We start from the raw sequence: 22,755 nt of genomic DNA, 5'->3' as shown, positions 1-22,755 counted from the left end.
AAACCTTCCATCCAAAGCTTTATAGGGAACAAACATCCTAAAAAGATTTATAGTCTTTACTTGTGATATTTTTCATGAGGATTCTTATAAATATTCGATATACCCCTACAAATAACTATCTTCACTTCCCACAATTAAAAAACCAGGCCATTTCGTGAAATGAGGATATGTAGCTGAAAGAGAATGAAAAATTCGGGAATAGCCCAGGTCAGCTTCATTTTAAAAAAGATGTTTTTCTTTGCAAGTTTTTTTGCCAACCAATTCTGTTATCTGATACTTTGCTACACCAAAACATATCCTGCCAGCTAGTTTCTCGATGTCCCATTCCCGAAAAAACATTCAGAGCGCAGGTCACAATACGATAATTATTCGTTGCCAGAGCATAACTAAATCATTCTAACCGCTAACTTCAGGCTTTTACCCTTATCTGCTGATTCTTTTTGTATCAACAGCTCTTAATTTATCGTAAGTTCTTAATCCCGCAATTCCGAGCATCCCGACAATAATTGTCCATAGTATATCTGATTCCATCGTGGGAGGTGGATCCATATTTAAGGGAATTATATTTTTTGCCTGTAATATCTTCCAAAGCCACGTTAAAAGAGGATATAAAACGAATTGATAACCAAGGCTTATTGCACCTATCCACCCAATAGAGGGTCTCCAGCCTGCAACAAATATGCTGGGATGCTTTGCCTCCTCAATGTTTGTCTCATGGACTTTTTCAAGAATCTCCGCTTCTATTTCTTGCTCCTTTAAAGCAAGTTCAAGCCTTTCTTTGTCTGTGGTTATAAGGTCATCGGCAATCCTGCCAACGGTCTCAATTATCGTTCCTATTCCTATAAGATTCATACATTCACTCCTTTAAATGCCCTGTTCAGCCAACCTCTTAGATATACGCCATATTTCCTAGGATCTGCATTTGCGAGGTCAAGATAATGTTTTATCCTTGCAATAAGGTAACTTTTTATAAAATCTTCAGGAACTACGGTATTTAGCGCAGCAAGAGTTTTTGGTCCTAAAATACCATCAGGAGATGTCCCAACAACCGCCTGAGCTATTTTTATAGCCTTCCTTAAACCGGCGTTTACACCGAATTCAAATATAGAAAATCTTATTTCCGGATTTTCTATACCTTCAAGGGGTTGATAGAAGTTTTCATAGTAAAATTTACGGACGAGTTCTGTTGGCGGAGTTTCTCCTTTATCAATATATTTCCAGCCTTCCCACTGGGGATAAATCTTTCTATAAATACCTGCATAAGTGTGAGTCTCCTCTGTAGGGTTTTTTATAAGCCTAAAGCCGCCTTCAAGTTGAATAACCTTCTGAAAATGTTCTTCAAACTCTGGTTTCATTATTAAACCTCCATAAATACTTTAATTTGTAAAAAATATCTGGGACTATAAGCCTATCGAAGATTTTGAACTGAAGCCTTGGTTTTTGCAGAAAAGGAATAACACCTGGAGTTAAATCAACCGGTTTTTTTTATGATTTAGAATATAGAGCCTGGGTTTTCAGCTTAAATTGCTAACGCCCTACGACACCAGCTTGCCCAAGTCCGAGAAGGTTTATACTAACGAAGAATCGTCTGTCTTCTCCCTCAAGCTCGTATGAAACGCTCAAGGCCCAGCAATCTCGTCGATATGTAACGCTGTAGCCATGCTTAAACATATCATGCCTGGCAAAGGAATAGTCATGGTAGGTTCCCAGAGAAAGCCAGGGGCGCACATCCCAGTTAAGATAGGCAATAAGCTCATCAACACTGGTATTTTCTCTATAGCGATATTCCATGCCAAGACGCTGACCGGTAAATGTTTGTATGCTCAACAGAACATCGTGCTGTCTAACAGATGGAACTTCGGGCGCAGCCGCCATAGTGTAAGAAAGATCTACGTATCTATGTGGAGTAAATTCTACGTCCAGGTAAACATCCGAAAATCCTTCGCCTTTTTCAAAGGGGCTTGATAAACCATTTTCGAAAAAGGGCACCTTTTGGTTCCCTATGCGGTAATACTGAAAAATATTTACCCTGCCCCATTCCTCGCTTGAATTGTTCTTATTAGCCGTTAAAAATGACTGAATACCGTAGCGAATTCTATTAGTGTAGAAAATGCTTTTTGACTCATCAAAGGATGGCACACTCTTTTCATTAACTTTCGGGGCATATTCGTAGGCTATTTCGGGACTTACAGTATGAGTAACCGATGGAATCCCCCAAATGTCCAGGGCATAACTTCTTTCCAGCTTCACATTGGCTCCAGTAGCAAAAACCGGGACAGTCCTGCCATCTAATCCCTTTGAATCATCATTGTCTCCATCCGTTTTGTAAAGGACATTGTGAAGTGTGATGGTCGTTTTAGTATTTAGAATTGAACCTATGGACTCAGACATACTTATTTCCGGAGCAGCGTAAATTTTGGTGCCTCGAGTTCCTTCGTCTCGCCAATATTGAGCAATGGAAGAGCGCACACTGTAGTAAAGAGGAAGCCCCGAAAAAGGCGAAGATCCTATTGAAAAGGCAAAAGAAGGTAGTTCCTGTAGCGTAACATCTTTTAACAAAGGGTCGTTTTCATCAAAATAATGAAGATTAAAGGACACATCTGTGTCCTCCCCTTTTTTGAAGAAATAAGCGTTTGATTCTCGAGCAGTTCTAGATTTATCTGTAATGAGTTCAGTTCCAAGGAAGGATCTCAGTTCAGAATTTGTATATTCAAAGGAAGGAGAGCCGCGAGTAAATTCATTCAAAAAATCTCGATCACTAACCATATCAAGCTTCAGTCTAGCTTTTATATCATAAGGCAAGTCAGTTAATGCAGTTCCTCTTATCCAGTATCGATCCCTTTCGTCTAACGAAAACCCATGAGCGCGAACACTTTCCGTATCGGCAAGGTCATGTAAATAATTAGCCAGAAAAATTCCTTCGCCCCATCTGGCATCATTCCACCTGTATTCAACACCTCCCATGAACCCACGCTTCTGAAGCATCTGACCGAAAAAAGTTGCGTCCTGATTATGGTCTATTGCCCAATAGTAGGGAACTTCCAGCATGAAGCCGTTTAAATCGGAAAATCCCAAAACAGGTCGTAATATCCCGCTGTGACGTTCGGTATTTACCGGCACCACAACCCAGGGAATAAAAATAACAGGAACCGAACCAACCTGAAAAACAACGTTACGGGCTTTTGCCATACCATCAGAAGGAATATAAAGATGTCTGTAGTGAATTGACCAGTCAGGGGAAACAGGAGTGCAAGTGGTTACAAATCCCCGATCCAAAGTGTATTCATTTCCTTCCAATCGTTCAATACGCTCAGCTTCTACATAAAAGTGATTCTTTGCAAAATAGGCTTTACCGTGCTCAACATAACCAGTTTGACGTTCAAGATTCCACACAACCAGGTCGCCCCTAATCCAGTCTTCTCCATAGCTGAGCAGAACATTACTTTCAAGCTTTACAAGTCCTTCCTTTTTGTAAAAAATCCCTTTATCGGCTTCAATTCTTCTTGGGCCAGACTGCAGCACAACTCGCCCTTCAGCTTTATAGGCGTCTTCATCCTTGAGATATTCAATCTTATCAGCTGTAAGAGTCCACGGGAGATTGTCTCGATGGAAATCTCGAGGGGTGGGCAACTCAGAAGGAGACACACCAGAAAAAACCTGGGATCCCCAAAAAAGAAAACTAAAAATTAGAAACCCGAAAATAGAATAAGGACGGATTGGAAATTCATCCCTACCGCCGATAACCCGAAGCTTGGGTATTTTTCTCATCAGGGTCATGGAATTTCCTTCTTTCTCCGTAGAGGCACTTTTGTTTTTGCCTCTTACTGGGAAAGGCTTGTCACGGCATCGGCTTGCTCACCGAACAATTCTTTAACTTCGCCTATAAAATAAAGCGACCCTGTAATACAAATTAGATCATTGGGCCCGGCTTCACTCTTTGCATATTCGATCGCCTGAGCTACATCAGGAATAACATAACACCTGGAAATATAGGAACGAGCTATCTTCTTTAACCCTTCTGGATCGGCAGCTCTTGAATAGCGAGGTCTGGTAAAAATCACAGCTTCAGCTTGAGGTAGAAGTCTTCTAAGGATCCCTCTCACGTCCTTATCACCCATTATGCCAATGATAAAGTAAAGTTTGTTGTAGTTAAAATAAGTTCTAAGTATATGCTTAAGACTTTCAGCACCGTGAGGGTTATGAGCTCCATCAAGCACAATTGTGGGATTTCGTGAAATGATTTCAGCCCTTCCCGGCCAGGAGGTTTCTGCAAGCCCAGTTCTTACTTCATTTTCTCTCAGTTCAATCACTCCCCGCTCTTCTAAAACTTCCAGAGCTGCAAGGGCCAGAGCTGCGTTTTCTCGCTGATGTTCTCCTATAAGCGGCAGAGTCAGATTCTGAAATGTTCTCATCCAGCCTTGATAATGGAAGGTCTGGGGAGAATTTTTTCTGATGTTGAAATCTTTACCAAAAACCAGCAGATCTGATCCGAGACGGGAAGAGGTAGTTTTAATTATACTTTGGACCACGGGCTGTCTGGCAGCCGTTATAACAGGGACACCAGGTTTAATTATTCCAGCTTTTTCACGAGCTATAGCGGCAAGTGATGTTCCAAGAAATTCCTGATGGTCGAAGCCAACGTTGGTTATTATGCTAACTTGAGGAGTAATAACATTTGTGCAATCCAGTCGTCCGCCCATTCCTACTTCGATAACTCCCCAATCAACATTTTCCTGCTTAAAGTAAAGGAAAGCCATTGCTGTAACAAATTCAAAAAAAGTAGGTGGGGATTCGGGCATCAAAACGGATTTTACCGATTTGTAAAGATCAACAACTCTGGACGGCGCTATTTCCTGCCAGTTTATCCTGATCCGCTCTGTAAAACGTAGCAGGTGAGGCGATGTGTAACTTCCAACTCGATAGTTATGAGCCTTAAGAATAGATGAGATTATCGCCACGACAGATCCTTTGCCGTTAGTTCCTCCAACGTGGATGTATTTGATACCGACATGGGGATTACCGAGCCTTTCCAGAATGTGCTCGGTGCGATTTAGCCCAAACTTTATCCCTATTTTCTGAAGCAGGTAAAGCTCCTTAAGAACCCTATTGTAGCTATCCAATTCATCCTGACTTTTAGGGCAATGGGTCTGCATAATACTGTCTCCAATTTTCGATAATCCCTTCTCTTACATAGCTTCTATAAATTGTCACATTAACCTGGAAAATACAAGAACTTTGCCCGGGAAAACGTAAAAGCGATCAGATGCTTGTGGCTTTGAATTTTCAATTTTAACCATTGCCATTTGTAGTGTATAAAACCTAGTGACCAACACTTTCTAGGCACCGAACAAATCATCATAGATTTTTCTTGGAGAAGACAAGATGGAACATCAAGGTGTTATGACTGAAGTATTTAAAGCGATTTATGGACGCCGCAGCGTACGAGCCTACATGGGGGAACCTGTAAAACGTGAAATGGTTATGGAAGCCCTAAAAGCAGCTTCGTGGGCGCCATCAGGATTAAACAATCAGCCATGGCGATTTGCTATAATATGGGATCCAGACTTACGAGATAAAATCGGTGCTCTTACTCGTTACGGTCAAATAATAAGGAACGCTTCCGTAGCGGTTGCCGTATTTCTGGACAAAAAAGCCTCTTACGATTACGTAAAAGATTGTCAGGCAGTTGGTGCTTGCATTCAAAATCTTCTCCTTGCTTTACATTCAATGGGGCTTGGAGCCGTATGGATTGGTGAAATCTTAAAAAACAAGGAACCCGTAAGGGAAACGCTTGGACTGCCGGACCACCTTGAACTTATGGCTGTTGTGGCTATTGGTTATCCGGCTTCAAAAAATCAGACATCCCATAGAAAGCCTTTGGAAGAACTTATTGTCCTGGAAAAATAGAAAAGAGGAGAAAAGACAAATGATAATCGAACACTTAGTAGTGGGCATGCTTCAGACAAACTGTTACATTATTGCAGACCCTTCTTCTAAGGAAGCCTTTGTTATTGATCCAGGAGGAGAGGCAAAACGCATCCACAACTTTCTTACATCTAAAGGTTACACGCTTAAAGCAATTCTTCTAACCCACGGTCATTTTGACCATGTTCTTGATGCATGGAGTCTTAAGAAGTTGTCCGGCGGTGAAATTTATCTCCACCCCCTGGATGAGCCGCTTCTTCACAATCGCATGGTGGGTGTCGGCGCATTTATTATGGGAAAAACTCCTTCTGTAAACCTTTCTGCTGATAAAACTCTTCAGGAAGGCGATATTCTTAAACTCGGAAACATAGAAATCCACGTCATAGAAACTCCTGGTCATACTCCCGGCCATGTTTCTTTCTATGTTCCATCTCAAAGGCTGATCTTCGTTGGCGATACTCTGTTTGATGGTTCCATTGGAAGAACGGACTTCCCAGGTGGATCATATGAGCAACTCATAGCCTCGGTTCGCACAAAAATATTTCCGCTGGGTGATGATGTTATAGTCTATCCAGGACATGGGCCTTCAACAACTGTAGGAAAAGAACGAAGAACTAACCCATTTTTCTAAACAAGGAGCACTGACATGAGTAAAAAATACTTACTGGTGGGAATAACTTTAATGCTAATAGTGGTTGCATTAACAGGGTGTTCCCAGAGTCGAGCTCTATCACCACCTCCTCCCCCTACGTCTGGATTATCTCAATCACCCTCTACAGGGCAAACATTGCCACCTCCGTCTGGAACCACCACCGGATACCCCGGCCCAGGATCAACCACCCAGCCAACCACCAGCACGTCTGGCTATCCTATAGCTCCACTCTTTTACGACTTTGAAGACATACCGGTTCCTCAGGAAATGAATATAGTTGAAGACGAGTCTAGAGTTTTCATGGTTGGACAGTTTAAAAGTGGAGTGCTTGTTTTTAAGGGCAGAGTGGAACCGAACTCTCTTGTGGATTTTTTCCAGGCGGCTATGGTTAGAGAAAAATGGCAATTCAAAAGTGGCTTTAGGTATAATCGGTCAGTGCTTGTTTTTGAAAAACCTCAAAAAACCTGTGTCATCATCATACATTCGCACTTGGTCTATACCTACCTGGAAATTTACGTTGCTCCGACTCAAGTCAGGCTTTAGCAGAGGTGGAAACAATGAGCCGACCTATTCTTAAAGGAAAAACCATAGTGCTTGGTATAACTGGGAGCATTGCCGCTTATAAAGCCGTCGAACTCATAAGAGCACTTAAGGATGAAGGAGCAGACGTTCACGTTATTATGACCAAAGCGGCACAACAGTTTGTAACTCCACTTACAATACAAACACTTTCTCAAAACCCTGTAGCAACAGATCTTTTCTCATTAAGAGAAGAAGCTGACATTGGTCATATAAAGATAGCCCGCATGGCTGATGTTGTGGTTGTAGCTCCAGCCACAGCAAATATTCTTGCCAAAGCGGCTCACGGAATAGCCGACGATTATCTATCAACAGTGTTGCTGGCAACAAAAGTACCGATTGTCATGTGTCCAGCAATGAACCCAGCAATGTATGAAAATCCGGTTACTCAAAAAAACATCGAAATTCTTAGAGACCGAGGGGTATTAGTGCTGGAACCCGAATCTGGGACTATGGCGTGCGGAGAAGAAGGACAGGGGCGGTTTCCTGCAATCGATGTTATAGTTGAAACTATAGCAACCAGCATTACTCCCCAGAAATGGAAGGGAATAAAGGTACTTGTATCGGCTGGTCCGACTAGAGAATTCTTTGATCCCGTAAGATTTATATCCAATCCATCCAGCGGGAAAATGGGATACGCCATAGCCAAAGCCGCTCTTAGGCGAGGTGCAGAAGTGCATCTTTTGACGGGTCCTGTGGAGCTTCCCCATCCTTACAAAGCCATCGTCCACCCTGTTACATCGGCTATAGACATGTATAACGAAGCTATAGATCTTGCCCCTTCAATGGATGTTATCATAATGGCGGCGGCCGTGGGAGATTATAGACCGGAGAAAATTCATTCCCAGAAAATCAAAAAAACCGGCGAAAGTCTTACTCTAGTTCTTACTCCTAACCCAGATATTATAGCCGAAATTGGTAAAACTAAGAAACCACATCAAATCACCGTAGGATTTGCCGCCGAGACGGAAAACATCGTAGAACATGCCACAAAAAAGCTTATCCAAAAAAACCTGGATCTTATCGTTGCAAACGACGTAACCAGACCAGATTCGGGTTTTTGTGTGGATACAAATCGGGTAAAAATTATTTTTCGTAACGAAAAGGTGGTAGAATTTCCATGTTTACCTAAGGATGAAGTAGCAGAAAGACTTCTCGACATTATTGAAAGCCTGAAGGAAGCACAGAATGTCTAAAAGTGGGGAAATGGCTAGATGGCTTTTAATGATCTGTAAATCCTGGGAATTTTTTGGAGTGGACACAATTCCCAAAGAACCCATACTTACTAAAGAAGCTACTTTTTCAAACGACCCTAAGGAAAAGCAAGACAAACTCCGTAAGCTCGAAAAATCCCTTGAAGGTTGCACAAGATGCAGGCTTTCGGAGGGAAGAAACACTATTGTTTTTGGGGATGGTAATCCCAATGCTCAACTTGTGTTTGTAGGTGAAGGACCAGGACATGAAGAAGATATCCAGGGACTTCCTTTTGTTGGGCAGGCGGGAAGGCTCCTTACTAAAATGATTCACGCCATTGGACTCACTCGCAAGGAAGTTTATATCTGCAATGTAGTAAAATGTCGCCCACCACAAAACAGAACGCCTTTAGCTGATGAAATAGCCATTTGCAGTCCCTTCCTTTTTCGACAGCTGGAAATTATAAATCCCAAAGTTATTTGTGCTCTAGGTGCCTGTGCTGTGGAAACTCTTCTCAGAACGAAACAACCCATGAACAGATTGAGAGGCAAAATCTTCAACTGGCAAGGTATACCAGTTATTCCTACTTTTCATCCGGCATATCTCTTAAGAAACGCTTTGGAAAAGAGAAAAGCCTGGGAAGATTTTTCAACTCTTAGGAAATTTCTTCAGAACTAAAAAACGTGATTTATACAAAAAGGCAGGTGATGGTTATGAACATTAACAAAATGTGGAAAAAGTTGACGCTGATAGTGCTTCTTATGATTTTAACCTGTCCATGGAAAATCTTTGGATCCGAACCCAGTTCAAAACCCCTTTATATTGCTGACTCTGGTAAATCAAAGTCTTCACCACATTATTGCCTTATTTCTATCCAGGACACCATTAATCCTGCCACCCAGGATTTTCTGGAATACGCCATTGAAAAATCTAAAGGAACAGGGGCTGAGTTCCTTCTGGTATTACTTGATACTCCCGGCGGGCTTATGACGTCCATGCGGAAAATGGTGCAGGCGATCATGAGCGCACCAATCCCTGTGGTGGTTTTTGTATATCCACCTGGTTCTCAGGCCGCATCGGCGGGGGTCTTAATAACCGTTGCGGCGGATATTGCTGCCATGGCTCCCGGCACGAACATAGGAGCGGCACATCCGGTAACTGGATCGGGCGAAGATGTGCCGAAGACCATGAACGAAAAAGTTCTGAATGATATGGTAGCTTTTGCAAAGAGTATTGCCGAAGAACGTTTCAGAAACTCTGAGTGGCTTGAAAAAGCCATAAGAGAAAGCGCTTCGGCTACAGCTCTGGAAGCTTACAAGCTTAACGTCATTGACTTAGTGGCTCAAGATATTCCGGACCTTTTACAGAAAATTGATGGAAAGGAGATTGAGCGCAAGAATTTTAAGAAAATTATTCACACGGCTGGTTTAGAAGTCCAAAAGATCGAACCGGGGTTTGGACACAAAATTCTAAAGACAATCAGTAACCCCACTCTAGCTTACATACTTCTTATGATCGGACTTGCAGGGCTTTATTTTGAGCTTTCTCAACCAGGAGCCGTTCTTCCTGGGGTTATTGGAGCTATATCTTTAATCCTGGCATTTTATGCATTACAGACCCTGCCTGTGAATTACGCTGGTATATTGTTTATCATTCTCGCCATAATTTTCTTCATCCTGGAGATAAAAGTCAGTTCCTATGGGATGCTTGCTATCGCAGGTTTGATATCACTAACCTTAGGTTCTATTATGTTATTTCGTTCGCCCTCTGGTCATTTAATGGTTCCCTACTCGGTTTTAGTCCCTTCGGTTCTGGGCATTAGTCTTTTCTTTTTGGTAGTAGCTGGCCTCACCTACCGAGCTCAACGCATGAAACCCAAAATAGGCGTAGAGGCTCTCATTGGCGCACGAGGAATCGTAGAGGAACCCCTCACTCCAACTGGAAAGATTTTTGTTGAGGGTGAACTCTGGAACGCTGAAAGTGATGAATTTCTCCCAAAAGGAACAGAAGTAGAAGTAGTGGAAGTCCATAATTTAAAGTTGCGTGTGAAAAAAATCGGTGTTAAATAACATTAACCTTTGTTCTAGATGGCTAACCGCTAAATAAAAACCTAGCGGCAGAGCCAATGTAAGGGAGGAATAGAGATGTATGGAATTATTTTGCTTGTGATACTTGGAATTATATTCCTGGCAAACGCTCTTCGTGTGCTAAGGGAATACGAACGAGGGGTAGTGTTCAGGCTTGGTAGAGTCATCGGAGCAAAGGGACCTGGCCTCATTTTGCTTATTCCTATTATTGATCGTATGCAAAAAGTAAGTCTCAGACTTGTAACCATGGACGTAGCCCCTCAGGATGTCATAACAAGAGATAACGTCTCCATTAAAGTAAATGCGGTAGTGTATTTCAGGGTAATCGATCCGGTAAAGGCTGTAATCTCGGTAGAAAATTACCTTTTTGCTACCAGCCAGCTAGCTCAAACAACTCTAAGAAGTGTATGCGGGCAGGCAGAGCTTGATGAACTTCTTGCAGAGCGAGATAAAATCAATGCTCATCTTCAGGAAATTCTCGACAAACATACGGATCCATGGGGCATTAAGGTAACTGTTGTTGAGTTAAAACATATAGATCTTCCCCAGGAAATGCAGCGAGCTATGGCAAAACAGGCGGAAGCTGAAAGAGAAAGGCGAGCAAAAATCATTGGTGCGGAAGGAGAATATCAGGCTGCTCAAAAGCTTGCCGATGCCGCAGCAATTATCCAAAAATATCCGGTAGCTATTCAGCTTAGATATCTACAGACTTTGCGAGAAATCGCCTCTGAAAACAACTCTACGACACTCTTTCCCATCCCGATAGACATCATTACTCCTTTTATACGCCAGAAATTAAACATGTCGGACAGCCCCACAAAGGAATCTCAAAAGAATGGCTTGAATGACATGTAAACAAATTTAACAGCCGGAAAGGAGTGAGACAAATATGGGTAAGAAAGAGAAAGCACAGAAGGAAAAACCTCTGGAGAAAATGACAGCAAAAGAACTCAGAGAAATCGCCTTAACCATTGAAGGCGTGACCGGTGTCCACGGTATGAACAAAGATGAGCTGATCAAAGTCATCAAGGAAGCTCGCGGCATTGTCGATGAAAAGAAGAAAACAACAACAATCGATGTAAGGGCGATCAAGGCAAAAATTAAGGAACTAAAGGTAAAACGAGAAGAAGCCAGAGCGGCTGGCGACAAAAAGGCTGTAGAAAAGCTCCGCAAAGCGATAAGCAGGCTTAAAAAGAAAACCCGGCGAGCCGCTGCATAGGCTTAACGGCAAAAGGGTGGTTACTGTTAAACAATGAGCGATTCGCTAAACATAACTAGAGAACAGGCTTTGGAACTTTTATCAACTCATGTGAAATCCGACAACCTGAGGAAGCACTGCATTGCTACGGAAGCTATCATGAGAGTTCTTGCTGAAGAACTTGGAGAGGATAAAGATCTTTGGGGACTTGCCGGTCTTTTACACGATCTCGACTACGAACTAACAATGGACTCTCCTCAGGAGCATGGAAAGAAAACTGCGGAACTGCTTGCGTCCTTCAACCTTCCCGAAGAAGTAATCCAGGCAATTATGCGCCACAATGCGGAAGCTCTAAACCTCACCCGAGAAACCACCCTGGACTTCGCTCTAACCGCTGCAGAAACCATAACCGGTCTCATAGTGGCGGCAACTCTTGTTCATCCTGAGAAGAAAATCGAAAAACTTCAGCCCCAGTCTGTTAAAAAGCGTATGAAGAGCAAAGATTTTGCGAGAAATGTCAACAGAGAACACATAATGCTTTGCGAACGTATAGGAATAGATCCTATGCGTTTTATTGAGTTAAGCATTGAGGCGATGCGAAAAATATCGGGCGTTTTAGGATTATAAGAAGGAGCATCCTCCCATGAAAAATCACAAAGAAAAGGTTGTAGCTGCAATAGCTGGAGCGATAACCATGTATCTCCAGGCGGAACAAGAGGCTAGACTGGCTGTTGAGGCTCCACAAGAAGAACTCTTTCAAGTTCTAGCACCCGCTAAACCCGTGGCAATTCCCAGTCTATGGGCAATTTCAGGCCGGCAGGCAGCTATGGAAATGAGACGATTCTTACAAATGAGACTGATCAAATAATACCGTAGCGCTATTTAACGAACGTTAAAAAGGAGTAGGCGTTATGACTCAACAACACGGGGTGCTTGTTGCCGGGCTTTTAGATCGAGATCAAGTAGAAGTCACTAATCCCGTTAAGGTTCAGGATCTTACCTTTCGGGATGGACATCAGTCGCTTTTCGCTACAAGAGGGCGAACAGAAGATTTTATCCCCATTGCCGAAGACATGGATAAGGTTGGATTTTATTCCATGGAAGTATGGGGTGGGGCTACCTTTGATACTATGCACAGATTCCTTGCGGAAGATCCGTGGGAACGTATCAGGACTCTCAAGAAGTATATCAAAAACACTCCCTTTTCCATGCTTCTTAGAGGACAAAATCTTGTAGGTTACAGAAATTATCCCGATGACGTAGCGGAAGCTTTTGTAGAAAGATCCTGTATCAATGGAATAGATATTTTTCGAGTTTTCGATGCCTTGAATGACTTCAGAAACTTTGAAACAGTTGTTAAGATTATAAAAAAATTTGGAAAACATTTCCAGGGCACAATTTGTTACTCGCTCACTGAACCCAGAATGGGGGGACCCGTATATAACCTCGAGTATTACATTAAGAAAGCTAAAGAACTCGAGGACATGGGAGCGGATACTATATGCATCAAGGACATGGCGGGGCTTATCGCTCCTTACGATGCCTATGAATTGGTAAAGGCGTTAAAGGAAACCGTTAAGGTTCCAATCCATCTTCACAGCCATTTCACATCCGGAATGGCCGATATGGCTTTGCTAAAAGCCATTGAAGCTGGAGTAGATATTGTGGATACCTGTTTATCGCCATGGGCTTACAGGACATCTCACCCCGCAATCGAACCCCTTGTTGTAACTCTAAGAGGCACAAATCGTGACACTGGTTTTGATTTGAAACTTCTTGCCAAATGCAGTGAATACCTGGAAAAAATCTCACCTAAGTATCGTCATCTTCTCGATGATCGTATCTCTATCATCGATATTAACGTCTTACTCCATCAAACTCCAGGTGGTATGCTTTCTAACCTCATTAATCAACTCCGTGAAATGGACGCTCTGGACAAGCTCGACGAAGTATTTAAGCAACTTCCTATCGTGCGCCGTGAACTGGGTCAGGTTCCTCTCGTTACACCAACCAGTCAGATTGTGGGCATTCAAACCGTAAATAATGTTCTTTTCGACACCCCCGAAGAACGCTACAAAATGATCACTGCTCAGGTAAAAGATCTATGCTACGGACTTTATGGTAGAACTCCTGTGCCAATAGATTCTGATGTTCAGAAGAAAGCCCTACAGGGTTATCCAAGAGGCGAAACACCTATAGATTGCCGCCCAGCAGACATTCTTGAGCCAGAGCTTGAAAAAGCCACAAAAGAAATAGAAGGTTTAGCTAAAGATATTGACGATGTGCTTATTTACGCCCTATTTCCAACTACAGGAAAACGGTTCCTGAAGTGGAAATATGGTCTTGAACCAATACCAGACGAAGTTAAGCCAAAAACTTTGGAAGATGTAAAAAGGGAAGAAGAACTAATTAAAAAAGCAAAGGCGGGGTTACTCGTGGAAAAGGCAAAGAAAGAAGCACCTTCTAAAGGTCCTGGAATCAGGAAATTTAATGTATTTGTTGACGGAGAGTATTTTGAAGTTGAAGTAGAAGAAGTTGGTGGTGTGCCTTCGGCAATAGCCGTCACGGCGCCACCGGCGCCAACACCAGCCGCAAAACCACAGCCACGTCCAGCGGTGGCTCCACCACCTCCACCCCCACCTCCTCCAGCACCAGCACCTGCTCCATCGGCACCCCCAACTCCAAAAGCTGCAACTCCCACAACGGGTGTTGCAATCGAGGCTCCTATGCCGGGCATGATAGTCCGCTATGAAGTGGAAGAAGGAGCGCAGGTTAAGGAAGGGGATGTTGTCCTGGTGCTAGAAGCAATGAAGATGGAAAATACGATCACGTCTCCAATATCCGGGACAGTGAAAAAAATTAATTTCAAGCCGGGTGACAGTGTTCAAAAAGGCGATGTGCTAGCAGTTATTGAGTAAATTCGCAAAGCGGAACCGTCCATGGGCAAATGCCCGAGATTGTAAGAACTTACATGGGCGGTATCCGCTTAATTATCAAGGAGGAAACCTACTGATGGGTCTTAGCAGAAAGAAAATCACCATTGTTGGATCAGGTTTTGTGGGAGCTACGGCGGCTCACTGGGCAGCTATTAAAGAGCTGGGTGATATATGCCTGGTTGATATAGTGGAAGGAATGCCTCAAGGAAAGGCTCTCGACCTCCTGGAAGCTTCCCCCGTTGAAGGATTTGACGCTCAAATCATCGGCTCGAACGATTACGCCGACACGGCAAACTCAGATGTTGTAATCATCACGGCAGGACTTCCAAGAAAACCGGGTATGAGCCGTGACGACTTACTTTTCAAGAACGCAGAAATTGTTAAGAACGTTACAGAACAGATCGCCAAATATTCTCCAAATGCTTACATCATAGTGGTATCAAACCCGCTAGATGCTATGGTTTATGTGGCTCATAAGGTCAGTGGCTTTCCTACAAATCGAGTAATGGGAATGGCAGGTGTTCTTGATGCTGCTCGATTCAGAACTTTCATTGCGATGGAACTCGGAGTATCGGTCGAAGATGTCACAGCCTTTGTTCTTGGTGGTCATGGTGACACCATGGTTCCCCTTCCCAGATACAGCACAGTTGGGGGTATTCCCATTACTGAACTCTTAAGCTCTGAAAAAATAGAAGCTATTGTCGAGCGAACCAGAAACGGCGGTGCTGAAATCGTAAATCTCTTAAAAACCGGAAGCGCTTTCTTTGCACCTTCAGCTTCAGCGGTCGCAATGGCGGAAGCGATCATCAAAGACAAGAAACGGCTCATGCCATGTGCAGCTTATTGTGATAAAGAATACGGAGTCGGAGGTTACTTCGTTGGAGTGCCGGTCATTCTGGGTGGAAATGGAGTAGAAAAAGTTATAGAAATCAAGTTAACATCGGAAGAAGAAGCGGCTTTCAAACGTTCAGTTGAAGCAGTAAAAAGCCTGGTAAGCAAGCTATCCTTATAATAAGGCGAGAAAATGGCGGGGACCTGGTCCCCGCTTCATGTTTATAGGTTATTGAACCGACAACTTCTCGTTAAAAGGAAGTCTTACTATCAAAGTAGTTCCCTTACCCTCCTCGGATTCGACAACCACCTCGCCACCATGGCTTTCGATTACCGACTTAACAATAGCCAGTCCCAATCCAGTTCCTTTTTCTTTTGTTGTAAAAAAAGGCCTGAAAATTTTTTCCTTGAGATGATCTGGAATACCGGGACCGGTATCTGAAATCCTCACCTCACAAAATTGGCCATTAAACTTAATATCTATAGTGAGCTCGCCTCCCTTGGGCATTGCCTGCAAAGCGTTTACGAAAAGGTTGTAAAAAGCCCGATGTAGAAGCATTGAATCGGCTCGGACCATCGAGGGTTTTAACAAACCGTTCTTATACTCTTTTCGAACTGCTACCCCTCGTTCCTTACACTGATTTTCAATGAAGGATATAGCCTCATCCAGCAAATCTTCTAAAATAATGTTAGAAAACTGGGGATCTTTAGGTCGGGCAAAGTCAAGAAATTCCGTTACGATACTGTTTAATCTTGTAGCTTCATCTACAATAATACTAGCAAGGCGCTGATTTTTTTCATTTTCAAGACGCTTACGTAATAACGACGCCGTGCTGTGAATGATACCAAGAGGATTTTTAATTTCGTGAGACACCGAAGCGACCATTTCTCCCAGAGAGGCAAGATGTTCAGCTCTATGTAATTTCTCTTTTAATCTGATGCGCTCCATGGCTCTTTTTTCGATAATCTTCTCTGCTCGTCTTGCAAAAAACAGCAAAGCAGAAAGCAAAATCCCCACAAACACAGTAACAGAACCTATAACAATCCATTGAAAGCGAAAGATCTTTTCGTAATCTCCAGAAATATCTTGAATAATCTCAAAAACAGCCACTGTGCCAACAACTTCCTGATGCGTTTCTAACTCTATCATTCCAATCCACATAGGGATGTAGGTCACCAGAGCTTGCGCCTTGTTTCCCCAGGGCCATTCAAACCCCAGAAAGGACTTACCTCCCTTGAATACTGATACAATATCGCCCTTAAGAGATCTCTTAAACGGCTCCCCTAAATTTTTTTTAGTCCCGAGAGTTACACCCTTAGAAGTGCTATAAGTCAATTCCCCAAGCAGGTCATAAATATTTACTTCTTTGACGGGAAATCCATGTATGGTGTTTCTAACTATAATATCAAGCTTCTCATACTGTTCACGCTTGCTTAAGCGAATCGCCCCTTCTGTAGCTAGAGTATCAAGTATGAACTCCCTAACAACTCGATAATTCAAGTTTTTCGCCAGCAAAGATGCATTTTCTTCACTCTTCCTTAAAACGATTTTTTTTGCGCCACGGGCTATAAAGCTTGAAAAAACAAAAGCTCCTATGAGCACAACGCACAATCCCACCACAGAAAGATACTTTACCAGTTGAAAAGGCTTGATGGTTTCTTCTTCTTTTTGGTGTCCAACCTTTTGGGTAAAAGAGTCAACTACATTTTTCATCTACCAAAATTCTCCACCATGGCAGCGTATTTTTCAAATCCCTGGCGTCCCATCAGACCATAGGTCATCATTTTAGACAGTTCTACTCCGGGTTGATCAAAAGGATTTATCCCGTAAAGAAATCCCATAAACGCCGTCTGAAGTTCAAACATGAAGAAAGCCTGGCCAAAAGTAAAAGCATCTAAAGTTGGAAACCACACTGTCATGTTAGGACGACCAGCCTCAGCTAGAGCGCAAGCAGTGGCACGCTGTTCAGCGTGCAAAAGTTCACCTAAAGTATGTCCTCCCAGATATGCAAGGGTAGCTTCTTCTTTATCCGGCTGGGGAATTTCTACATCGCAAACCCAGTTTTTGACCCCAAGAAAAATTATCACCTTGTCATTCGGACCTTCACGGTAGAGTTGTAGCTGTGAGTGTTGATCCGTAACGCCCAGAGCCTTAATCGGTGTGATTCCCACGGAATATCCGTCATCAAGTCTTTTCTTTCCTAGACTCTCGGCAACAAGCTGACGTAACCAATCGGCAAGGTAATACAATCCATCTGCATAAGCCCAATAAACATGTGTCGATTTTTTCTTTTCAGAATCAAACACAAATTGATACAAGCCGTTTTTAACAACAGGATTATCCATAAGAGATGACCCGCTTACAGCGTCAGCCATCATAACTGCTCCTTCCCATAGTGCTTGAATGTCAACTCCAACGCACAGGGCAGGGACTAAACCCACAGGAGATAACACGGAAAATCGGCCACCTAGAAGAGAAGGAACAGTGCATGATACAAGGTCCATAGATCTAGCGATCGTTCTTAGGATACCCTTTTCTGGATCGGTAATAGCAATAATGTGGTTCTTAGCTGCATTCGGTCCAACAGCCTTTTTAATTTTTTCCCTTACAATAAGAAACTGGCTCATAGTTTCAGCCGTAGTGCCGGACTTGCTGATAACAATAACAAGGGTTGATTCCCAATTGATCATTTCAAGGAGAGATCCAAAGGTAACAGGATCAATGTTGTCCATTACAAAAAAGCGAGGAGTAGCAACAAGATTATGAAATGGGTGTCTCAAAGCTTTAAAGATGGCTATAGCCCCGAGAGCTGATCCTCCTATACCGAGCACAAGAACGTTTTCCCAGCTTTTTTGTCGAATCACTTCTTCAACAGTTCGAACTTCCCTTATAACCAAGTCATTCTGGAGTATATTCCAGAAAGCAAGCTGAGACTTGTCTCGCTCTTCAATAATTTTATTCCATGCCTGTTCCGCCTTTAAAAGGTATCTTTCCAACTCACTTTCACTCACGCCATGTTCTTTGCCCACAATTTGTGGATCAAAAAAAGCCCAATCAAATTCAAGTTTCATCACGTTTTTGCTGTTCTGTAGCATAATGACCTTCTCCTTTTTTAACACGGTTGATCATAGCTTTCATTTTTTTGCGACGTTCAGAAAGCAAGTTACTCCATCTTCCTTCCCAGCCTCGGTTGGTTGGTTCGTAGAAACGAATGTCTTCCCATCCTTCTGGCATATAAAATTCCGGAATCCACCCTTCTGGGTAGTCGTGAGGATATTTGTAGTCTTTTCCACAACCCAAATTTCTCATAAGTTCTGTAGGAGCATTACGAAGATGCAAAGGGACAGGGATGGTGCCTGTTTGAGCAGCAAACGCTCTTGCCTTTCCAAAAGCCTTATAAACACTGTTGCTCTTGGGAGCCAGGGACAAATATACAACGGCATGAGCAATTGCAAGATCACCCTCTGGACTTCCCATTATTTGGTAAGCCTGAAAAGCAGAAACAGCTTCCACCAAGGCAAATGGGTCAGCAAGGCCCACATCTTCGTAAGCCGCCTGGATAACTCGCCTCATTATGTAAAGAGGATCTTCACCTGCTTCAAGCATACGGGAAAGCCAGTAGAGAGAAGCATCTGGATCGCTTCCACGAATGCTCTTATGGAGGGCGGAAATCAAATCGTAATGCTGATCCCCAGTTTTATCATATCGTATAGCCGGTCTCTGCATGGCATCTTGCACAGCCTGTTCATCAATAAAACGGATTTTTTTATCTGGGTCTGGTGGTGTGGTCATAACAACTGCTTCAAGGGTATTTAGAAGCCGTCTAGCATCTCCACCCGCCCACTGGATTATCAAATCCTTTGCCTTCTCGCTAATCTCTACAGGATAGGCTCCAAGCCCCCGTTCTTTATCGGTTAGTGCTCTATCCATTATTGCGGCTAGATCTTTTGAAGAAAGTGGACGAAGCAAAAGCACATGTACTCTAGAAAGCAACGGGCTATTGATTTCAAAAGATGGATTTTCTGTAGTAGCACCTATAAGCCGAAAAAGACCGGATTCCACATAAGGCAAAAGGACATCCTGCTGAGCCTTATTAAGCCTGTGAATTTCATCAATAAAGAGCCAAGAACGTTTGGCTTTAGTCTTCCAGACCGTTTCAGCCTCGTCAGCTGCTCGCCGAATATCATGAACTCCAGCGGTAACGGCTGAAAATGTCATAAAATGGCCGTCACAGTGTTTTACGATAAGCCTTGCCAGAGTGGTTTTACCAGAACCGGCAGTTCCCCAGAGTATAAGAGAAGGAAAATCCTTTTTCTGGAAAAATCTCCAAAGAATCTTTCCCGGAGCGAGAAGATGTTCTTGCCCCACGAATTCTTCAATGCGAGTTGGGCGCATACGTTCTGCAAGTGGTTCTCGTCTAATAAAATCAAGACTCATTTTGCTTAAACCTCACACATAGGGCAACTGAAATAGTTTTTCTCTAGAAGATTATAGCTAGTCCCAAGAGATGGTCAAATTGTATCAAGTATGTTCCCAAAAAGCTGACCATAACGAATGGATGTGGACACTTTTAGAACGAATTGATTTTTATTTTTCTAAAAATCGCAAAGCAGTGATGACACATTAGGGTAGTTTATAAGGTTGAACTTAACTTGCAGGAAAAATCCGTAAAACAGTATCCTTACTAAAAATTGATACAATTAACTACTAAGTAATACCATGGGCAAATAAAAATAATCGTCATGGGTATATATAAACAGGAGTTCCTACACGGACCATTTCAATCAACTCGTCTATATCAGAATTGTAAAGAGCGATACAGCCTTCTGTCCAATCCGAATGAGCCCCACCACCGTGGATAAATATATAACCTCCAAGAGGAGTATCCCATGGGGGAGTGTCATAACGGCGGTATGCATCTTCTATTCTTCGATAATCGCTCACAGTAATTAGACCATTCATTAGAGCCTTCTCAGCATGGGCAAGAGATGGATAACTCAAACCTATAGATTTATAAAATTTGCTCCTTTCATTTTTCCTACAAACATAGAACACTCCCTCCGGTGTTTTACCGTCTCCTTCACGCTCTTTATCTCCTTGGGGATTTTTCCCTAGACCTATCGGATAGTCGCGAACAATAGTATCACCATCAAAAACATACATTCTGCGTTTTGACTTGTAGACGAAGATCTTAGGATCCTTAACCATATAAGCCGGGCGCAAGTAATCGAATTTGAGTTCAACTTTTGGGGGCACAACAGGTTTTTCCACTTTAGTTTCCTGAGAAGAGGGAGAAAATAGAGAACAACCCGCCACCATCATCAAAAGAATAAGCAGAAACAACCATTTTCCAAATCGCATAACAGTCCCCTTTTCAAATCTGCCATTGATGTGTTATTGAGCTGAGAGTTGAACCTGCGGGAGTTCTATAATCTTTGGACGTATAAAAATCAAGAGTTCGTTTTTTTCAACCTTGGTATCCTTAGACTTAAACAAGTTCCCAAGAACAGGTATTTTGGACATGCCAGGAGTTGAAACATTAGCTGTGCTCATCGACTCCTCCAAAACTCCACCAAGCACCACAATCGAGCCATCTTCCACAAGGATTTTGGTTGTAACTGCCCTTCTTTTGATGGACGGTTCACCTTTAGCCGAAACTACGGAAAAATCGGGATCCGATTTTTCCACGGATAGATCGAGCAAAATCCTTTTGTCAGGGGTAACACTTGGAGTAACATTAAGTTCTAATTTAGCTTCCTTGAACTCCGTAGTAGGTTCTTGCTCCTTTCCCTGCACAGTGTAAGGAATCTCGAGACCTTGGCTTATTTTAGCCTGCTGGTTATTAAGTGTATGAACTTTAGGAGAAGAAACCAGCTTCGCAGCCCCTCTCTTTTCTCCTAGCTTCAAACTCATATCAATAGAAAAAAGATCTCTTCCTCGAAGGAGATTCCATCCAAACCCGAGAGTAGAACTAAGGGGTGCACTTGTTGTTGCGGGAGTGTTATTTATAGCAAAACCAGGCGAATATGACGTAGCCTTATTTTTAGGATTGGTAGGATCAAAGGTTGTATTCCCTATATTTCGGTAGTTAAATCCCCAATCTACTCCAAGCGATCTTGCAAAATTTGATGTTGCGGTAACAATACGCGCTTCCAGTAGAACCTGTAGAAGGGGTTTATCAAGCATTGCAATAAGCCTTTTAGCATCATCTATTCTAGGAGCATAGTCGGTATAAATAATAGTTCTTGTCCTGGGATCAAGTTCCACTTTTCCGTCACCACTTTTTACAGTGTTCTCAATTTGCCTTTTTACGACGTCCATGTCGGCATAATTGATGGTAAGATAGTGAGTTTCAAGAACCCCGACATTTTTCTTGGATTTTTCCAAGTTCATTTGTTCTTCTATTAATTGTTGTTTGGCTTTAATAAGAGCTTGCTGTTCTTCAAGTTCTTTGCGTAGTTTCTCTTTTCTTGCAATACGCAACACGTCACCAGTTTGTTCTGTGCCTAGATTATTAACTTTTAATATCATATCAAGCACTTGATCCCAGGGAACTTGCTCAACTTTCAGAGTAATTTTACCACCGACATCAGGATCCACGACAATGTTCATGCCAGTAAGATCAGCAATTAAACGTATAACGTTTTTAATATCAGCATCCACCAGATCAAGACTTATAGGTTTTCCAGTATAAACTTTCGGTCCTTCAATTATAGATTCAGAACCCATAGTTACAGAACCACCTGGGGCAACCGCAGGTAATAAGTCCTTACCTTTATCAACCACTGGTGTAAGTGCATAATTCTGGTGGGAATAACCGTCTTTAGCATAACCACCAGAGGAACTGTTTTTATTTGAGGTTATTGAATTCGAGGCTGGATAGATTCGTATATATACGGTAGTCTGATGTTTATCTATCGTAAAGCCATTCCAATCTAATTGTGGTTCTCCAGTAATCAAAACGCCCTGATTATGCGACTTCATTATAACACGTTTTAAGTAAGAAGAACGTATAGGAACGGATGCCACAGGCCCTTCTAAACCAACCCCTTCGAGCAAGATATTAAGTTTCGTCTTATCTTTTGGATCTAAGATTTTGCAATCTTTGAAGGGTTTATCTGTTTCTATAGTTAGCACAAAAGCTCCTTCCTGATCCAATCCTGATATTTTCAGCAATTTGGCATCAGAATCAGCATAAATTGATCCCACCTTTACAAAGATAACTCCCAAAAGAACTATGCTAAGCAGTAAAACTATTCTTTTTGATAAAAAAATCCCACTACCGCTATAACTATAAAAACCTCGATCTTTAATAATTCTCGCAATAATGTAGTTTATCATAAATTCCATTT

General features: G+C 42.5%; 21 protein-coding genes. 12 read left to right on the top strand and 9 right to left on the bottom strand.

Annotated elements, in window-relative coordinates; translation table 11 throughout:
- Positions 1 to 423 precede the first annotated feature (423 nt).
- The 4 genes from WHS38_10975 to WHS38_10960 all read right to left on the bottom strand — a co-directional run bounded on the left by WHS38_10975 (position 424) and on the right by WHS38_10960 (position 5,153).
- The gene (locus WHS38_10975; GenBank protein ID MEJ5301499.1) at positions 424 to 852 is read right to left on the bottom strand and encodes a 3TM-type holin; all 429 of its coding nucleotides are present in this window, start codon (positions 850 to 852) and stop codon (positions 424 to 426) included.
- Positions 849 to 1,355, bottom strand: coding sequence for a putative peptidoglycan-binding domain-containing protein (locus WHS38_10970; protein ID MEJ5301498.1), 507 nt, complete (start codon positions 1,353 to 1,355; stop codon positions 849 to 851). The genes WHS38_10975 and WHS38_10970 overlap by 4 nt, the downstream gene beginning before the upstream one ends.
- Positions 1,356 to 1,527: 172 nt before the next feature.
- Complete coding sequence (lptD, locus tag WHS38_10965) at positions 1,528 to 3,777, bottom strand: LPS assembly protein LptD (GenBank protein ID MEJ5301497.1); 2,250 nt, start codon at positions 3,775 to 3,777, stop codon at positions 1,528 to 1,530.
- Between the two features lie 44 nt (positions 3,778 to 3,821).
- Positions 3,822 to 5,153: a folylpolyglutamate synthase/dihydrofolate synthase family protein gene (locus tag WHS38_10960; protein ID MEJ5301496.1), complete on the bottom strand. Its 1,332-nt coding sequence runs from the start codon at positions 5,151 to 5,153 to the stop codon at positions 3,822 to 3,824.
- 229 nt (positions 5,154 to 5,382) lie between these two features.
- Between WHS38_10960 and WHS38_10955 the strand changes: the two genes are divergently transcribed.
- The 12 genes from WHS38_10955 to mdh all read left to right on the top strand — a co-directional run bounded on the left by WHS38_10955 (position 5,383) and on the right by mdh (position 15,583).
- Positions 5,383 to 5,907 carry a nitroreductase gene (locus WHS38_10955; protein ID MEJ5301495.1) on the top strand — a complete coding sequence of 175 codons (525 nt, stop codon included), beginning with the start codon at positions 5,383 to 5,385 and terminating at the stop codon, positions 5,905 to 5,907.
- A gap of 19 nt (positions 5,908 to 5,926) precedes the next feature.
- Entirely contained in the window at positions 5,927 to 6,556 is a 630-nt protein-coding gene (locus tag WHS38_10950) for an MBL fold metallo-hydrolase (protein ID MEJ5301494.1), read from the top strand.
- Positions 6,557 to 6,571: 15 nt separating this feature from the next.
- On the top strand, positions 6,572 to 7,120 hold the full coding sequence (locus WHS38_10945) for a hypothetical protein (GenBank protein MEJ5301493.1): 549 nt from the start codon (positions 6,572 to 6,574) through the stop codon (positions 7,118 to 7,120).
- A gap of 14 nt (positions 7,121 to 7,134) precedes the next feature.
- The gene (coaBC, locus tag WHS38_10940; protein ID MEJ5301492.1) at positions 7,135 to 8,352 is read left to right on the top strand and encodes a bifunctional phosphopantothenoylcysteine decarboxylase/phosphopantothenate--cysteine ligase CoaBC; all 1,218 of its coding nucleotides are present in this window, start codon (positions 7,135 to 7,137) and stop codon (positions 8,350 to 8,352) included.
- Positions 8,345 to 9,028, top strand: coding sequence for a uracil-DNA glycosylase (locus tag WHS38_10935; GenBank protein ID MEJ5301491.1), 684 nt, complete (start codon positions 8,345 to 8,347; stop codon positions 9,026 to 9,028). Before coaBC ends, WHS38_10935 begins: the two co-directional genes overlap by 8 nt.
- A 35-nt stretch (positions 9,029 to 9,063) precedes the next feature.
- Positions 9,064 to 10,419, top strand: coding sequence for a nodulation protein NfeD (locus tag WHS38_10930; protein MEJ5301490.1), 1,356 nt, complete (start codon positions 9,064 to 9,066; stop codon positions 10,417 to 10,419).
- A 75-nt stretch (positions 10,420 to 10,494) separates the two neighbouring features.
- Complete coding sequence (locus WHS38_10925) at positions 10,495 to 11,292, top strand: slipin family protein (protein ID MEJ5301489.1); 798 nt, start codon at positions 10,495 to 10,497, stop codon at positions 11,290 to 11,292.
- A gap of 34 nt (positions 11,293 to 11,326) precedes the next feature.
- A complete protein-coding gene (locus WHS38_10920) occupies positions 11,327 to 11,656 on the top strand; it encodes a transcription termination factor Rho (protein ID MEJ5301488.1) in 330 nt (109 codons plus the stop codon).
- Between the two features lie 33 nt (positions 11,657 to 11,689).
- Positions 11,690 to 12,262 carry an HDIG domain-containing metalloprotein gene (locus tag WHS38_10915; protein ID MEJ5301487.1) on the top strand — a complete coding sequence of 191 codons (573 nt, stop codon included), beginning with the start codon at positions 11,690 to 11,692 and terminating at the stop codon, positions 12,260 to 12,262.
- A 16-nt stretch (positions 12,263 to 12,278) separates the two neighbouring features.
- On the top strand, positions 12,279 to 12,503 hold the full coding sequence (locus WHS38_10910) for a hypothetical protein (GenBank protein ID MEJ5301486.1): 225 nt from the start codon (positions 12,279 to 12,281) through the stop codon (positions 12,501 to 12,503).
- Between the two features lie 43 nt (positions 12,504 to 12,546).
- Positions 12,547 to 14,553 (top strand): pyruvate carboxylase subunit B, encoded by a 2,007-nt coding sequence (locus WHS38_10905; GenBank protein ID MEJ5301485.1) that lies wholly within the window; start codon positions 12,547 to 12,549, stop codon positions 14,551 to 14,553.
- Positions 14,554 to 14,647: 94 nt separating this feature from the next.
- Positions 14,648 to 15,583: a malate dehydrogenase gene (gene mdh / locus WHS38_10900; GenBank protein ID MEJ5301484.1), complete on the top strand. Its 936-nt coding sequence runs from the start codon at positions 14,648 to 14,650 to the stop codon at positions 15,581 to 15,583.
- A 48-nt stretch (positions 15,584 to 15,631) separates the two neighbouring features.
- Here mdh and WHS38_10895 read toward each other — a convergent pair whose 3' ends face one another.
- From WHS38_10895 to pilQ, 5 genes are all read right to left on the bottom strand, one after another.
- Complete coding sequence (locus tag WHS38_10895) at positions 15,632 to 17,116, bottom strand: ATP-binding protein (GenBank protein ID MEJ5301483.1); 1,485 nt, start codon at positions 17,114 to 17,116, stop codon at positions 15,632 to 15,634.
- Entirely contained in the window at positions 17,113 to 18,498 is a 1,386-nt protein-coding gene (locus WHS38_10890; protein MEJ5301482.1) for a glucose-6-phosphate isomerase, read from the bottom strand. Before WHS38_10890 ends, WHS38_10895 begins: the two co-directional genes overlap by 4 nt.
- Entirely contained in the window at positions 18,464 to 19,840 is a 1,377-nt protein-coding gene (locus WHS38_10885; protein MEJ5301481.1) for a replication-associated recombination protein A, read from the bottom strand. Before WHS38_10885 ends, WHS38_10890 begins: the two co-directional genes overlap by 35 nt.
- A gap of 303 nt (positions 19,841 to 20,143) precedes the next feature.
- On the bottom strand, positions 20,144 to 20,764 hold the full coding sequence (locus tag WHS38_10880; GenBank protein ID MEJ5301480.1) for a L,D-transpeptidase: 621 nt from the start codon (positions 20,762 to 20,764) through the stop codon (positions 20,144 to 20,146).
- A gap of 33 nt (positions 20,765 to 20,797) precedes the next feature.
- Entirely contained in the window at positions 20,798 to 22,753 is a 1,956-nt protein-coding gene (gene pilQ, locus WHS38_10875; GenBank protein MEJ5301479.1) for a type IV pilus secretin PilQ, read from the bottom strand.
- Positions 22,754 to 22,755: the final 2 nt, after the last annotated feature.

The organism is Thermodesulforhabdaceae bacterium (assembly GCA_037482015.1).
Taxonomy (GTDB): domain Bacteria; phylum Desulfobacterota; class Syntrophobacteria; order Syntrophobacterales; family Thermodesulforhabdaceae; genus JAOACS01.
Note: the sequence above shows the minus strand (reverse complement) of the source record. Positions and strands in the feature narration are given on the sequence as shown.

Excerpts from the sequence above, each read along its gene's own strand:
- WHS38_10975 (MEJ5301499.1), bottom strand. The coding sequence starts at position 852 with ATGAATCTTATAGGAATAGGAACGATAATTGAGACCGTTGGCAGGATT.
- WHS38_10970 (MEJ5301498.1), bottom strand. The coding sequence starts at position 1,355 with ATGAAACCAGAGTTTGAAGAACATTTTCAGAAGGTTATTCAACTTGAA.
- lptD (MEJ5301497.1), bottom strand. The coding sequence starts at position 3,777 with ATGACCCTGATGAGAAAAATACCCAAGCTTCGGGTTATCGGCGGTAGG.
- WHS38_10960 (MEJ5301496.1), bottom strand. The coding sequence starts at position 5,153 with ATGCAGACCCATTGCCCTAAAAGTCAGGATGAATTGGATAGCTACAAT.
- WHS38_10955 (MEJ5301495.1), top strand. The coding sequence starts at position 5,383 with ATGGAACATCAAGGTGTTATGACTGAAGTATTTAAAGCGATTTATGGA.
- WHS38_10950 (MEJ5301494.1), top strand. The coding sequence starts at position 5,927 with ATGATAATCGAACACTTAGTAGTGGGCATGCTTCAGACAAACTGTTAC.
- WHS38_10945 (MEJ5301493.1), top strand. The coding sequence starts at position 6,572 with ATGAGTAAAAAATACTTACTGGTGGGAATAACTTTAATGCTAATAGTG.
- coaBC (MEJ5301492.1), top strand. The coding sequence starts at position 7,135 with ATGAGCCGACCTATTCTTAAAGGAAAAACCATAGTGCTTGGTATAACT.
- WHS38_10935 (MEJ5301491.1), top strand. The coding sequence starts at position 8,345 with ATGTCTAAAAGTGGGGAAATGGCTAGATGGCTTTTAATGATCTGTAAA.
- WHS38_10930 (MEJ5301490.1), top strand. The coding sequence starts at position 9,064 with ATGAACATTAACAAAATGTGGAAAAAGTTGACGCTGATAGTGCTTCTT.
- WHS38_10925 (MEJ5301489.1), top strand. The coding sequence starts at position 10,495 with ATGTATGGAATTATTTTGCTTGTGATACTTGGAATTATATTCCTGGCA.
- WHS38_10920 (MEJ5301488.1), top strand. The coding sequence starts at position 11,327 with ATGGGTAAGAAAGAGAAAGCACAGAAGGAAAAACCTCTGGAGAAAATG.
- WHS38_10915 (MEJ5301487.1), top strand. The coding sequence starts at position 11,690 with ATGAGCGATTCGCTAAACATAACTAGAGAACAGGCTTTGGAACTTTTA.
- WHS38_10910 (MEJ5301486.1), top strand. The coding sequence starts at position 12,279 with ATGAAAAATCACAAAGAAAAGGTTGTAGCTGCAATAGCTGGAGCGATA.
- WHS38_10905 (MEJ5301485.1), top strand. The coding sequence starts at position 12,547 with ATGACTCAACAACACGGGGTGCTTGTTGCCGGGCTTTTAGATCGAGAT.
- mdh (MEJ5301484.1), top strand. The coding sequence starts at position 14,648 with ATGGGTCTTAGCAGAAAGAAAATCACCATTGTTGGATCAGGTTTTGTG.
- WHS38_10895 (MEJ5301483.1), bottom strand. The coding sequence starts at position 17,116 with ATGAAAAATGTAGTTGACTCTTTTACCCAAAAGGTTGGACACCAAAAA.
- WHS38_10890 (MEJ5301482.1), bottom strand. The coding sequence starts at position 18,498 with ATGCTACAGAACAGCAAAAACGTGATGAAACTTGAATTTGATTGGGCT.
- WHS38_10885 (MEJ5301481.1), bottom strand. The coding sequence starts at position 19,840 with ATGAGTCTTGATTTTATTAGACGAGAACCACTTGCAGAACGTATGCGC.
- WHS38_10880 (MEJ5301480.1), bottom strand. The coding sequence starts at position 20,764 with ATGCGATTTGGAAAATGGTTGTTTCTGCTTATTCTTTTGATGATGGTG.
- pilQ (MEJ5301479.1), bottom strand. The coding sequence starts at position 22,753 with ATGGAATTTATGATAAACTACATTATTGCGAGAATTATTAAAGATCGA.